The sequence below is a fragment of the Bacillus sp. GMs2/2 genome, assembly GCF_050172095.1.
GTDB classification, from domain to species: domain Bacteria; phylum Bacillota; class Bacilli; order Bacillales; family Bacillaceae_G; genus Bacillus_A; species Bacillus_A cereus.
The window spans coordinates 1-13,787 of the sequence record NZ_JBNLYE010000102.1 but is presented as its reverse complement, the minus strand read 5'-3'; the positions used below and the strand labels follow the sequence as shown (position 1 = coordinate 13,787).

The window sequence follows — 13,787 nt, the reverse complement described above, 5'->3', positions numbered from 1 at the left end:
ATAATGCAGAGTGGCTATAATGAAGAATAAAATATTCTCTTTAAGATAGCATAATGAAACAAGAAGAAATGATAAATGAGGTGCGAAATGGAATATCAATATCCGTTAGATTATGATTGGTCAAATGAGGAAATGGTTACAATTGTTAAGTTTTATGAAGCGATTGAGAAAGCTTATGAAAAAGGGATTATAAGAGAAGAATTAATGGGTTTATATCGTCGTTTTAAAGAGATTGTTCCATCGAAAGCAGAAGAAAAGAAAATTGATAAAGAATTTGAAGAAGTAAGTGGATACTCTATATATCGTGCTATTCAAAGGGCAAAAGAAGTCGAAGAACAAAAGCTTGTAAAAATGTAAAAAATATTTTGAAAAATAAAAACTGAAGTGATATAATGTGATAACAACTAAAAACGGACAATATAAATTGTCCGTTTTCTACTATCGATTACAAAGTGCATATAAAGGAAGGAGTGATTGCATCGTAGATTCAATCTTAGCAAGGAATTGTTCGTTGGTCATTGCTGAAAACTCCTCTGGTGATATATGAATACCAACTAATAATTCTGCTTTTTTTACAGTAGCTAATCGTTCAATCATCTTTTGTAAGTCTTCGGTTTCAAGTGTTTTATGTAATTTCACACTTGGTTTAGTATGGTCAATGGACCAAACGAAGTCATTTGGAATATTTGTTTTTAAATCATTTAAATGTTCTAAGAAGGCATGAGCCGTCTCAACTTTTTGTGGACACTCATAGATTAAACCAAAGTATATGAAGGCATGAGTACCCCATAAGCCGATTTGGAAATGCGGTAGCATTTTATATCCTCGTTTATTTGTTGAAAAAGCAACCCAAGTATCGTTTGGTGGATTGACTTTGCGGCGTGCGTGTTTTGCAACATGATAAAAAAAGTTCTCATCAGTTTGTTTGGATAAGTATTCTGCAAATTGTTCCCCTAAAGCTTCTAGCTTAGGATGAATGTTCGTTTTAATTGCACTCATTCGTTCTTCGAGACCATCAACTGTAAAGACATCAAAATCAGTTGACTTGAATGTTTGTATTGTCATGGTTGTTCCTCCAACTCCTATTTTGCTTTTATTTTAGCATAGCTTGTACTATTCATAAAAAAAACAGCACAAAAAAATTTAAATAAAAAAATATAATTTTGTTGCATAGATGATTTATCCAACATAGTATAGTATAAAACAAAAAATCAGAAAATTGAATTAATTCTAGTCCGAGGGCAGACGAATATTGGGAGGAGGCAAATAATATGAGACAGGTGATTAATGCGTTAAAGAGAACAGATGCTGAAAAGAGAATACCGGTGCTACGTTTGGAGCTAGATTATGAATTAGCAACTTTATATGATGCGATGATGGAAGATGATAAACAGAAAAAAGAAGAGTGTGTACAAAAGTTAGAAGTGTTAAGACTTGAAATGATTCGTTTAGAAGCGTAATAATAGTATATGTATAAAAAATTAGTTGGTGCGAACCTTATAAAGGGTTCGTTTTTTCTGTGAACAGTATAGATCGGAGTGTTTAAACATGCAAGAAGTATGGAAAGACATTGATGCACACGCCAAACGGTGGATTCGGGATGCAGGAGAGCATTTAATGGCATCAATGAAAAAAGCACTTATTATAGAAACAAAATCAAATGCAGCTGACTTAGTTACAAATATGGACCGAGAGATAGAACAGTTTTTAATTGGGAAAATTAAAGAAACATTCCCGAATCATAATATTTTAGGAGAAGAGGGTTATGGAGACGAGATAACGTCTTCTGACGGGGTTGTTTGGTTAATTGATCCAATTGACGGCACGATGAACTTTGTTCATCAAAAAAGAAATTTTGCGATTTCAATTGGGATTTATGAGAACGGTATCGGAAAGATTGGACTTATATATGATCCAGTGCATGATGAACTATATCATGCAGTCAAGGGATCTGGAGCTTTTTGTAATGATATATCAATTCCTCCACTGAAAAAAGGAACTGTAGAGCAAGGTATTGTAGCTTTAAATGCGATATGGCTTACAGATAATCCATTGCTTAATATGGAAAGTATGATGGCACTTGTTAAGAAAGCAAGAGGCACAAGATCATATGGCTGTGCAGCGTTAGAGATGGTATACGTTGCAACAGGAAGAATAGATGCATATGTAACGCCGAGATTATCACCATGGGATTTTGGCGGAGGACAGATAATTGTAGAAGAAGTTGGAGGTAAGGTGACGACATTCTCTGGAGCGCCACTTTCTATCATAGAGAAGAGCAGTGTGTTAGTTGCAAAACCAGGAGTGTATGAAGAAGTGTTATCGTTTATATGAGAGCAACAAAAAAAGTAAGAGGCTGTGTATAAGCTTCTTACTTTTTAGCGTTATTGTGATTTGCGCATTTTTCTTTTTGTTACAAAACCGTATCCAACTGTAACAAATGTGCCGATAATGCAAATAATAATACCGATTGGACTATTTTCAGCAATCATAATGCCGATACCGATTAAGAAAATAACACCGATAATTGCAGTTAATAAAAAGCGATATTGAATGTGTTCCATTTCTTCACCCTCCAATCTCATTTTACTTTCACAAAAGTAAGAATACAACTATATTTTCATTCTTGCTTTTATTTTAATTGCTATTGTATCCCCTTCGCTCTTATAATAGAGAAGGATTAAAAAGACATTAGGAGTTGGACATGTTGAAAAAACGACAAGATTTACGTAATATAGCAATTATTGCCCACGTTGACCATGGTAAAACAACACTTGTTGACCAGTTATTACGTCAAGCGGGGACTTTCCGTGCGAACGAACACGTTGAAGAACGCGCAATGGATTCAAATGATCTAGAAAGAGAACGCGGTATTACAATTTTAGCGAAAAATACAGCGATTCACTATGAAGATAAAAGAATTAACATTTTAGATACACCTGGTCACGCTGACTTCGGTGGAGAAGTAGAACGTATCATGAAAATGGTTGATGGTGTTTTACTTGTTGTTGATGCATATGAAGGTTGTATGCCACAAACACGATTTGTTTTAAAGAAAGCTCTTGAGCAAAACTTAACTCCAATCGTAGTTGTAAACAAAATTGACCGTGACTTCGCTCGTCCAGATGAAGTAGTTGATGAAGTAATCGACTTATTCATTGAGCTTGGTGCAAACGAAGATCAATTAGAGTTCCCAGTTGTATTTGCATCAGCAATGAACGGAACAGCAAGCTTAGATTCAAACCCAGCAAATCAAGAAGAGAATATGAAATCATTATTCGATACAATTATCGAACATATTCCAGCACCAATTGATAACAGCGAAGAGCCACTTCAATTCCAAGTAGCACTTCTTGATTACAACGACTACGTTGGACGTATTGGAGTTGGTCGCGTATTCCGCGGTACAATGAAGGTTGGACAACAAGTTGCTTTAATGAAAGTAGACGGAAGCGTGAAGCAATTCCGCGTAACGAAATTATTCGGTTACATGGGATTAAAACGTCAAGAAATTGAAGAAGCAAAAGCAGGGGACTTAGTAGCCGTTTCTGGTATGGAAGACATTAACGTAGGTGAAACAGTATGTCCAGTTGAACATCAAGATGCGTTACCATTATTACGTATTGATGAGCCAACACTACAAATGACGTTCCTTGTAAATAACAGCCCATTTGCAGGTCGTGAAGGTAAATACATTACATCTCGTAAAATTGAAGAGCGTCTTCGTTCACAATTAGAAACAGATGTAAGTTTACGTGTAGATAATACAGATTCTCCTGATGCGTGGATCGTATCTGGACGTGGGGAACTACATTTATCTATCTTAATTGAAAACATGCGTCGTGAAGGTTATGAATTACAAGTATCTAAGCCAGAAGTAATCATTAAAGAAGTTGATGGCGTAAGATGTGAGCCTGTAGAGCGTGTACAAATCGATGTACCTGAAGAATACACTGGTTCTATTATGGAATCTATGGGTGCACGTAAAGGTGAAATGTTAGATATGGTGAATAACGGAAACGGTCAAGTTCGCCTTACTTTCATGGTTCCAGCACGTGGTTTAATTGGTTACACAACAGAATTCTTAACATTAACTCGTGGTTACGGTATTTTAAACCATACATTCGATTGCTACCAACCAGTACACGCTGGACAAGTTGGTGGACGTCGTCAAGGTGTTCTAGTTTCACTTGAAACAGGAAAAGCATCACAATACGGTATTATGCAAGTTGAAGACCGTGGTGTAATCTTCGTTGAACCAGGTACAGAAGTATATGCTGGTATGATTGTAGGAGAACACACTCGTGAGAACGACTTAACAGTTAACGTTGTGAAAATGAAACAACAAACTAACATTCGTTCTGCGACGAAAGATCAAACTTCAACAATGAAGAAACCACGCCTAATGACTTTAGAAGAATCATTAGAGTACTTAAACGATGACGAGTTCTGTGAAGTAACTCCAGAATCAATTCGTCTACGTAAAAAGATTCTTGATAAGAGTGAGCGCGAAAGAGCTGCTAAGAAAAAGAAATCTGTTGAAGCGTAAAAATAAAAAAACAACGCCCTTTATAAAGGGCGTTGTTTTTTTATTTTGTTTATTTTTTAGAATATTTACTTATTTTTGTGGACAGTATTTTTTTTGCGAGTTACTCTTGTATTAAGTGTATAAAGAAAATTGCATTTTACTGCTAGGGGGGAAGAGTGTGTTAGAAAGGATGTCTTTTTTTGCAAAATTGTGTAAGGTAGATGAAAATCCAGAGTTAGGAATGTGGTTACTTTATGGGACGATTATTATATTAAGTGCTCTCGTTTATAATTTAGGATTTGCTAGAAAGTTGTCTGTACTAAAAAATATTGTGATATACATATCATTAGCAATTGGATGCACAGTATTAACTTTTTTTGCTGTGTTTTTACCTGTTGGAGAAGGGCTTGTTGTAGCGGCAATTGTACTTGGAATTTATAGAGTGCGTTTGCGTCAAGCGAAACAACAAAAAGCAGGCTGAGGAAGGGGAGTTTTCATGCGTTCAGTACAAGATGCACTATATAATTGGTTAACAATTAAAACAGTTGCGGAAGCACGCCCAGATGATAGTGCTGCAAAAGAAACATATTTGTTATTTCAAAATATGATATATGAAGAACATAAATTAAGAAATGTGGAAGTGGAAAAGAACGAGGAAATGTATTTAATTACATATGAAATGAATGGAGAACGGAAATCTGCAAGGTTCCCGTTAGAAGCCATTGATTGTTTTTTGGATCAGATGAATCGTGAACCAGAAAAATATAAATAAGTCCTTATCTATATGAGTAAGGACTTATTTACATTTTACCAATCATCTTCGATTTTTTTATCACGATATAATCGGAAATTACCACTTGCATGACGTTCCATTGTACGCTCTGCAATTCGTTCCGAACATTCCATGCACATATATGTATGAATAGGGCGATTACGCAGTTTTTTTGCCATAGGATTTTCATCATCTAACATATCTTTTTTATCACAAATCATACATTTGACTCTCATTTCGTCACCTCAATACGAATTCTATCAGTATAAGTATATCATGGAAGTATAATGTTTTTGAATAATAGTGGGAAAAAATAATATTTTCGCAATTCAAAAAATAAGTTATGATAAGGATATACCAAGTATGTTTGGAGGTGAAAATATGGCGAATGTAGTAGAGCCTACCTTAACAGAGGATTTAGTACAAACGTTGCGTAAAGAGTGTATTGTTATGATAGCAACGACAGATTTCGAAAAGCAAGTTCCTAACGTAAGTGCTATTTCTTGGGTGTATGCAGTGAGTAAAACTAGTATTCGATTTGCAGTAGATCAACGTTCACGTATTGTGGAAAATATACGGCATAATACAGGTGTGGTATTGACTATAATGGCGAATGAATCCGTATTTTCTATAAGTGGTGCAGGTGAAATTTTGACAGATAGAATGGAAGGTATTTCTCTAAAATTAACTGTAATAGAAGTAAATGTGCAAGAAGTGCGTGATGTTATGTTTTATGGAGCGAAACTTGCAATTGAACCAACATATGAAAAAACATATGATCTTCGGGCAGCGAAAAAGCTGGATAATGAAGTGTTAGTAGGGATAAGAGAATTATAAAGATGCTAAATAGGAAATTCGTTTATTCACTTTTGTAATCGGTTATTGTGATTTAACGTTAATAATTATAATAAAAAGTAATATATTGAATAGAAATGAATAAAGAATAAATAAAAGGTTTAATGACTATGATTTTCGATTCTACCTCGTTTACACGGTACATATAATTATAACAATGGTTCGTCCATATTGTATGGATGAAACCCTTGTTCTACAAATTTAAAAGTGGAGTCAGGGGGTAACAGGTTGGATAAAATTTATGTGTTAGATACGAATGTACTTTTGCAGGATCCTTTATCTATTTTTTCATTTGAAACCAATGAAGTAGTGATTCCAGCAGTTGTATTAGAAGAGGTTGATTCGAAAAAACGTTATATGGATGAAGTAGGACGAAACGCTCGTTATGTATCTAAGTTAATAGATAAATTTCGTGAAATAGGAAAGCTGCATGAAAGTATCCCGCTAGAAAACGGCGGAACATTTCGTATTGAATTGAACCATCGTTCATTTGTGCAACTACAAGATATTTTTGTAGAAAAAACAAATGATAATCGAATTTTAGCTGTAGCAAAAAATCTATCTTTAGAAGAACAGGAAAAAGAGGACGGGAAGTCTGTTATTTTAGTAAGTAAAGATGTACTAGTAAGAGTAAAAGCTGATGCAATTGGTTTGAAGGCTGAAGATTATTTAAGTGATCGCGTAATTGAAGTAGAAAATATATATTCTGGTTTTTTAGAAGGATATATATCAAAAGAACAATTGGATTATTTTTATGAGAAAGGTGAATTGCCTCTATCTGAAATTGCGAATCATCCTTTTTATCCAAATCAATTTGTAGTGATGAAAGATGCATTAGGGGGCTCTAGTTCTGCTCTTGGCATTGTGGATCACTTAGGTAAGAAGGTAAAGAAACTTATTTTTCACAATGAACAAGTGTGGGGGATACGACCACGAAACGTGCAGCAAATTATGGGATTAGAATTGTTGCTTCGTGAAGATATTCCGCTTGTAACGTTAACGGGGAAAGCCGGCACAGGAAAAACGTTACTTGCGTTAGCTTCGGGACTTATGCAAACAGAAGACTTAGGGTTATATAAAAAATTACTTGTGGCAAGACCAATTGTTCCAGTCGGAAAAGATATCGGTTATTTACCAGGAGAAAAAGAAGAAAAGTTAAGACCATGGATGCAGCCAATTTTTGATAACCTAGAGTATTTATTTAATACGAAAAAGCCAGGAGAGTTAGATGCTATTTTAGCTGGAATGGGTTCGATTGAAGTAGAGGCCCTTACTTATATACGCGGGAGAAGTATTCCAGATCAGTTCATTATCATTGACGAAGCACAAAATTTAACAAAGCATGAAGTGAAGACGATATTAACTAGGGTAGGGGAAAAGAGTAAGATTGTATTGATGGGAGATCCTCAGCAAATTGATCACCCATATTTAGATGAATATAATAATGGCTTAACGTATGTTGTAGAGAAGTTTAAAGAACAGCGTATTAGTGGTCATGTGAAGTTTGTTAAAGGGGAGCGATCTAATTTAGCTCAACTAGCAGCAGATTTATTGTAAAAAGGAGTGAGCTTAAGCTCACTCCTTTTCTTTAAATAATTGTAAATTTACGGATGTTACGGATTGGATTTTGTTGATTAGATCCATAATTGAAATAGAGATGAACAGGCCCGTCTTCTTTTAATGGTTTTCCTTCTTTTGAAAAGCCTAGTATAGCATTTTTGACAGTTTCTAATGGAAGTGTCATTGTATGATCTACCGTTTCAATTTCAACTTGCGTAGCGTCTTCTAAAATTTCAGCGTTAGCAAGGAATGGATGAAATGGTATACCAAATGTTCCAGTAATCAGCTGTTCTTTTTTATATTTCTTCACACTTTGTTGTATTGGAGGAAAAGCGGCACCATCACGGATTTCGCGATCCCAATGTTCTGAAGTGTTTTTTAAATAAGTTTCTAGTTCAGACGTGTTTTCTCTAGCTTCATCAAAGTAAGTTGTCAAATCTACTTTTCGATCATCAAAGATCCAAACAGTTGGATCAATAGTGATTGGAAAACGTACTTTTCCGTTAATAAATAAAATTTCGCTCATTGTTGTTCCCCCATTTGTGTTATACTCCCACTTTTCAGTATAATAGTATTAGACACTGTTGTCACAAAAAATGTTTCTATTGCAATTTATTAAAACTATCGCTAATATTAATAGATAGGATAGAGGAGAGTAGGACGGAAACGGAGGGAATCAATTTGGCGTCTGAGACAGTAGCAAATCATCAGGAAAAGGCACTAGCCCTTCTACAAGCGGATGCAGAGAAGATTTTAAGACTTATTAAGGTGCAAATGGACCATCTTACAATGCCGCAATGTCCATTATATGAAGAAGTGTTAGACACACAAATGTTTGGACTATCCCGCGAGGTCGATTTTGCGGTTCGCCTTGGTCTTATTGCAGAAGAACAAGGGAAAGCAATGTTAGGTGAGCTCGAACGTGAGTTATCTGCACTTCATGAAGCATTTACAAACAAACAACAATAACGGGTTCAAATAAGGGGGCTCAAACTAAATTAGTTTGAGCTTTTTATTTGTATAATAAAGCAGGAAGAATCAATGTACATATGGAATACAACAATAATTAAATTGAAACAGAAAGAGGAAATGAAATGAAAAAAGTATGGAAATCAATGGATTATTCATTGTTACTTCCTCTTGTTATTTTATGTGTGCTGGGGGTAATAATGGTATATAGTTCGAGTTCCATTGTTGCGATTTCGAGATTTGATAAACCAGCAAATTTCTTTTTTAAAAGACAATTAATTACTTTAGTTGTTGGGACAATGGTATTAATAATTATTGCTACTATCCCATATAAAGTTTGGAGAAAACGAATTTTTTTGTTGGGGAGTTACGGTGCTAGTGTTGCCTTATTAGCTGCAGCTGCCTTTTTCACTAAGAAAGTAAACGGTGCAAACGGGTGGATATTTGGAATACAGCCTGCAGAATTTGTTAAGATAACAGTTATTCTCGTCTTAGCTCATTTTTTTGCGAAAAGACAAGAAACGAATACACCTGTTTTCAAAGGGTCAGGTCCAGTACTTATTGGTGTTGGAATAATCATGTTTTTAATATTAAAGCAAAATGATTTAGGTACTGATTTGTTAATTGCAGGAACAGTAGGAATTATGTTTCTTTGTTCGGGAGTACAGGTTAACTTATGGATTAAACGAATTGCTTTAACTTCTATAGTATGGATTCCGGCACTATATCTTCTTGGTAATTATGCATTAAATCCATATCAAAAGGCACGTTTTTCTGTTTTCCTTGATCCGTTTAATGATCCTCAAAAGGATGGGTTTCAATTAGTGAATTCATTTATTGGAATCGCTTCTGGAGGGCTTAATGGTAGAGGATTAGGGAATAGTGTACAAAAATATGGTTATTTACCAGAACCGCAAACGGATTTTATAATGGCAATTATATCTGAAGAACTTGGTTTTATAGGTGTAGCTATCATTTTAATCTGTTTATTACTTATTATTATTCGGTCATTTAGAGTTGCGCAAAAATGTACAGATCCATTTGGAAGTTTAATAGCTATCGGAATTGCAAGCTTGTTTGGAGTTCAAACGTTTATCAATGTCGGTGGTATGTCTGGAGTAATACCACTTACAGGAGTACCATTACCGTTTGTTAGTTACGGCGGAAGTTCTTTATTAGCTAATCTACTTGCAATGGGAATACTACTCAATATTGCTAGTCACGTGAAACGACAAGAGAAACAACAGAATGGTGTAATGAAAGAAAGAGAACAAAATGGACCACATCTTGTAGTTGTAAAATAAAAACACATTGTGCTTTAGAGCATGATGTGTTTTTTATTTTTAAGTAGTTTTAAATATGATGTACTAATTTCTCTTTCAGTCAAAAGATATATCACATTAAGTTAAATGTGATATACAATTAAGTTGTTAGAAAAGGAAGAGGTATGCTATACTATTTTTGTGAAACAAATTGCACAGAAAACTTATCATTTGTTAGAAAATAAGGTATGATGGATAAAAATAAAGTGAAGCTTTCTAAGTATAATATAATGTGGAAAGTGAAGAACTTCACGCTTTTTAAGGTGTGTATATATTTTATCTCTAGAGTGGTAGGAAAGTAGAGGGGGAAAATCATGACAAAGCTGCAACGTATTCAAAAAGTATTGGTAGCTAACCGTGGAGAGATTGCAATTCGTGTGTTTCGAGCTTGTTCGGAACTTGGATTAAAAACAGTTGCAATCTATTCTAAAGAGGATAGTGGTTCTTATCATCGCTATAAAGCCGATGAGTCCTATTTAGTTGGGGAAGGAAAAAAACCAATTGATGCTTATCTAGATATTGAAGGCATTATTGAGATTGCAAAAAGTAATCATGTAGATGCAATCCACCCTGGATATGGTTTCTTGTCAGAAAATATTCAATTCGCTAAACGTTGTGAAGAAGAAGGAATTATCTTTATCGGTCCGAAAAGTAAGCATTTAGATATGTTTGGAGATAAAGTGAAAGCAAGAACACAAGCGCAGCTAGCACAAATTCCAGTTATACCTGGTAGTGATGGTCCAGTAAATTCATTAGAAGAAGTCAAAAAATTTGCTGAAAAGTATGATTACCCGATTATTATTAAAGCATCCCTTGGGGGTGGCGGTCGTGGTATGCGTATTGTGCGTACTAGTGAGGAATTAGGAGAATCATATAATCGAGCGAAATCAGAAGCGAAAGCAGCTTTTGGTAATGATGAAGTTTACGTCGAAAAATTCGTTGAAAAACCTAAACATATAGAAGTACAAATTTTAGCAGATGAAGAAGGCAATGTTGTTCATTTATACGAGCGTGACTGTTCTGTACAACGTCGTCATCAAAAAGTTGTAGAAATTGCACCGAGTGTATCACTTTCAGATGATCTGCGTCAGCGTATTTGTGATGCTGCTGTGAAGTTAACGAAAAATGTAAACTATTTAAATGCAGGAACAGTAGAATTCCTTGTAAAAGATGATGAGTTTTACTTTATTGAAGTAAATCCACGTGTTCAAGTAGAACATACGATTACAGAAATGATTACGGGAGTAGATATTGTTCAATCACAAATTTTAATAGCTGATGGACATTCATTACATAGCAAAATGGTAGGTGTTCCGAAGCAAGAGGAAGTAGTTGTACATGGATTTGCAATTCAATCTCGTGTAACAACTGAAGATCCGCTAAATAATTTTATGCCGGATACAGGAAAAATTATGGCGTATCGATCAGGCGGTGGTTTTGGTGTACGTCTTGATACAGGAAATAGCTTCCAAGGTGCAGTTATTACACCGTACTACGATTCTTTACTTGTAAAAGTTACAACTTGGGCACTTACTTTTGAGCAAGCTGCTGCAAAAATGGAACGTAACTTAAAAGAATTCCGTATTCGTGGTATTAAAACAAATATTCCATTTCTAGAGAATGTAGTAAAGCATAAAAACTTCTTATCAGGAGAATATGATACTTCATTTATCGATGCGTCACCTGAATTGTTCTTGTTCCCGAAACGTAAAGACCGTGGAACGAAAATGTTAAATTACATTGGTACAGTAACAGTAAATGGTTTCCCAGGAGTAGGGAAAAAAGAAAAACCAATATTCCCAGATGCTCGTATTCCATGTTTAAAACATTCAGAGCCAATCCAAAATGGAACGAAACAAATTTTGGACGAGCGTGGAGCGGACGGATTAGTAAAATGGGTACAGGATCAAAAACGTGTACTTTTAACGGATACAACATTCCGTGATGCACACCAGTCATTACTTGCAACTCGTATTCGTACAAAAGATTTACATCAAATTGCGGAGCCAACAGCGAGAATGTTACCGAACCTATTCTCAGCGGAAATGTGGGGCGGTGCAACGTTTGATGTTGCGTATCGTTTCTTAAAAGAAGATCCATGGGAACGATTACTAGATCTTCGTGAAAAAATGCCGAACGTGTTATTCCAAATGTTACTTCGTTCTTCAAACGCAGTTGGATACAAAAACTATCCAGATAATTTAATTCAAAAATTTGTGGAATGTTCTGCTCAAGCAGGCATTGATGTATTCCGTATTTTTGATAGCTTAAACTGGGTGGAAGGCATGAGAGTTGCAATTGACGCTGTACGAGATACTGGTAAAATTGCAGAAGCAACAATGTGCTACACAGGGGATATTCATGATCCACTGCGTAGTAAATATGATTTAAATTACTATAAAAATTTAGCAAAAGAGTTAGAAGCATCAGGAGCTCACATTTTAGGTATTAAAGATATGGCGGGCTTACTAAAACCAAATGCAGCATATGATTTAGTTTCTGCATTAAAAGAGACAGTGTCGATTCCAATTCATCTGCACACGCACGATACGAGTGGAAATGGTATATTAACGTATACGAAGGCAATTGAAGCGGGTGTTGATATCGTCGATGTAGCAGTGAGTTCTATGGCTGGTCAAACGTCACAACCAAGTGCGAACACGCTATACTATGCGTTAGGCGGAAACGAAAGACAACCAGATGTTAATATAGATTCTTTAGAAAAACTATCTCATTATTGGGAAGATGTACGCAAATACTATGCACCGTTTGAAAGTGGTATGAATGCGCCTCATACAGAGGTGTATATGCATGAAATGCCGGGTGGGCAGTATAGTAATCTTCAGCAACAAGCGAAGGCGGTTGGTTTAGGAGATCGATTCGATGAAGTGAAAGTAATGTACCGCCGTGTGAATGACATGTTTGGAGATATTGTAAAAGTAACGCCATCATCAAAAGTTGTTGGTGATATGGCATTATTTATGGTTCAAAACCATCTGACAGAACAAGATGTTTTAGAGCGTGGACATGCCATGGACTTCCCAGGGTCTGTTGTTGAAATGTTCTCTGGTGATTTAGGTCAACCGTACGGTGGTTTCCCGAAAGAATTACAAAAGATTATTTTAAAAGGGAAAGAGCCATTAACAGTAAGACCAGGTGAATTACTAGAGCCAGTAGATTTCGAAGCGTTAAAAGAAGAATTATTCCATAAACTTGGACGCGAAGTAACGATTTTTGATGTAGTGGCATATGCTTTATATCCAAAAGTATTTATGGATTATGAAAAAGTTGCTGAGCTTTATGGAAATGTATCTGTACTTGATACACCGACGTTCTTCTATGGTATGAGACTAGGTGAAGAAATTGATGTAGAAATTGAACAGGGTAAAACATTGATGGTTAAACTAGTATCAATTGGAGAACCTCAGCCGGATGGAAACCGCGTTCTTTACTTGGAATTTAACGGTCAACCACGTGAAATTATCGTGAAAGACGAGAGTGTAAAAGCAACAGTTGCACAACGTGTGAAAGGGAACCGTGAGAATCCAAATCATATTAGTGCAACGATGCCAGGAACGGTAATTAAAGTAGTTGTAAAAGAAGGCGACGAAGTGAAAAAAGGCGATTCTATGGCAATTACAGAAGCGATGAAAATGGAAACGACAGTTCAAGCGCCGTTCAATGGTAAAGTGAAGAAAGTATATGTTAACGATGGTGATGCAATTCAAACGGGTGATTTACTTATTGAATTAGATCACTAAAATAAGAAAAGAGCTGTGTA

General features: G+C 35.5%; 15 protein-coding genes. 11 read left to right on the top strand and 4 right to left on the bottom strand.

All coding sequences use genetic code 11. The features are described from left to right. Positions 1-87 precede the first annotated feature (87 nt). Complete coding sequence (locus ACQGS6_RS14520; protein ID WP_000456549.1) at positions 88-357, top strand: UPF0223 family protein; 270 nt, start codon at positions 88-90, stop codon at positions 355-357. Positions 358-438: 81 nt separating this feature from the next. On the opposite strand, the gene ACQGS6_RS14515 is transcribed toward ACQGS6_RS14520, so the two are convergent. Next, a complete protein-coding gene (locus tag ACQGS6_RS14515; RefSeq protein ID WP_000155317.1) occupies positions 439-1,065 on the bottom strand; it encodes a YktB family protein in 627 nt (208 codons plus the stop codon). Positions 1,066-1,271: 206 nt separating this feature from the next. Here ACQGS6_RS14515 and ACQGS6_RS14510 point away from each other — a divergent pair, with 206 nt between their 5' ends. Continuing rightward, a complete protein-coding gene (locus ACQGS6_RS14510; protein ID WP_001250164.1) occupies positions 1,272-1,460 on the top strand; it encodes a hypothetical protein in 189 nt (62 codons plus the stop codon). Between the two features lie 88 nt (positions 1,461-1,548). Then, complete coding sequence (locus ACQGS6_RS14505) at positions 1,549-2,334, top strand: inositol monophosphatase family protein (RefSeq protein ID WP_001158703.1); 786 nt, start codon at positions 1,549-1,551, stop codon at positions 2,332-2,334. 50 nt (positions 2,335-2,384) lie between these two features. On the opposite strand, the gene ACQGS6_RS14500 is transcribed toward ACQGS6_RS14505, so the two are convergent. Then, positions 2,385-2,564: a DUF5325 family protein gene (locus tag ACQGS6_RS14500; protein WP_000400127.1), complete on the bottom strand. Its 180-nt coding sequence runs from the start codon at positions 2,562-2,564 to the stop codon at positions 2,385-2,387. A gap of 140 nt (positions 2,565-2,704) precedes the next feature. On the opposite strand from ACQGS6_RS14500, the gene typA reads away from it, so the two are divergent. The 3 genes from typA to ACQGS6_RS14485 all read left to right on the top strand — a co-directional run bounded on the left by typA (position 2,705) and on the right by ACQGS6_RS14485 (position 5,300). Beyond that, positions 2,705-4,549: a translational GTPase TypA gene (gene typA / locus ACQGS6_RS14495; protein WP_000914762.1), complete on the top strand. Its 1,845-nt coding sequence runs from the start codon at positions 2,705-2,707 to the stop codon at positions 4,547-4,549. Positions 4,550-4,706: 157 nt separating this feature from the next. Further along, entirely contained in the window at positions 4,707-5,009 is a 303-nt protein-coding gene (locus ACQGS6_RS14490) for a YlaH-like family protein (protein WP_000893664.1), read from the top strand. A 15-nt stretch (positions 5,010-5,024) separates the two neighbouring features. After that, on the top strand, positions 5,025-5,300 hold the full coding sequence (locus tag ACQGS6_RS14485) for a hypothetical protein (protein WP_001258147.1): 276 nt from the start codon (positions 5,025-5,027) through the stop codon (positions 5,298-5,300). A gap of 35 nt (positions 5,301-5,335) precedes the next feature. Here ACQGS6_RS14485 and ACQGS6_RS14480 read toward each other — a convergent pair whose 3' ends face one another. After that, positions 5,336-5,536, bottom strand: coding sequence for a YlaI family protein (locus ACQGS6_RS14480; protein WP_002082250.1), 201 nt, complete (start codon positions 5,534-5,536; stop codon positions 5,336-5,338). Positions 5,537-5,681: 145 nt separating this feature from the next. On the opposite strand from ACQGS6_RS14480, the gene ACQGS6_RS14475 reads away from it, so the two are divergent. Both ACQGS6_RS14475 and ACQGS6_RS14470 read left to right on the top strand, forming a co-directional pair. Continuing rightward, positions 5,682-6,137, top strand: coding sequence for a pyridoxamine 5'-phosphate oxidase family protein (locus tag ACQGS6_RS14475; RefSeq protein ID WP_000024597.1), 456 nt, complete (start codon positions 5,682-5,684; stop codon positions 6,135-6,137). A gap of 246 nt (positions 6,138-6,383) precedes the next feature. Further along, a complete protein-coding gene (locus tag ACQGS6_RS14470; protein ID WP_000358083.1) occupies positions 6,384-7,712 on the top strand; it encodes a PhoH family protein in 1,329 nt (442 codons plus the stop codon). Positions 7,713-7,743: 31 nt separating this feature from the next. Here the strand turns inward: ACQGS6_RS14470 and ACQGS6_RS14465 are convergent, their stop codons facing one another. Further along, the gene (locus ACQGS6_RS14465) at positions 7,744-8,241 is read right to left on the bottom strand and encodes a peptidyl-prolyl cis-trans isomerase (RefSeq protein WP_426965249.1); all 498 of its coding nucleotides are present in this window, start codon (positions 8,239-8,241) and stop codon (positions 7,744-7,746) included. A gap of 155 nt (positions 8,242-8,396) precedes the next feature. Here ACQGS6_RS14465 and ACQGS6_RS14460 point away from each other — a divergent pair, with 155 nt between their 5' ends. From ACQGS6_RS14460 to pyc, 3 genes are all read left to right on the top strand, one after another. Then, complete coding sequence (locus tag ACQGS6_RS14460; RefSeq protein WP_000135694.1) at positions 8,397-8,684, top strand: YlaN family protein; 288 nt, start codon at positions 8,397-8,399, stop codon at positions 8,682-8,684. A gap of 125 nt (positions 8,685-8,809) precedes the next feature. Beyond that, the gene (locus tag ACQGS6_RS14455) at positions 8,810-9,988 is read left to right on the top strand and encodes an FtsW/RodA/SpoVE family cell cycle protein (protein WP_000758404.1); all 1,179 of its coding nucleotides are present in this window, start codon (positions 8,810-8,812) and stop codon (positions 9,986-9,988) included. 332 nt (positions 9,989-10,320) lie between these two features. After that, on the top strand, positions 10,321-13,767 hold the full coding sequence (gene pyc / locus ACQGS6_RS14450) for a pyruvate carboxylase (protein ID WP_000164093.1): 3,447 nt from the start codon (positions 10,321-10,323) through the stop codon (positions 13,765-13,767). Positions 13,768-13,787 lie beyond the last annotated feature (20 nt).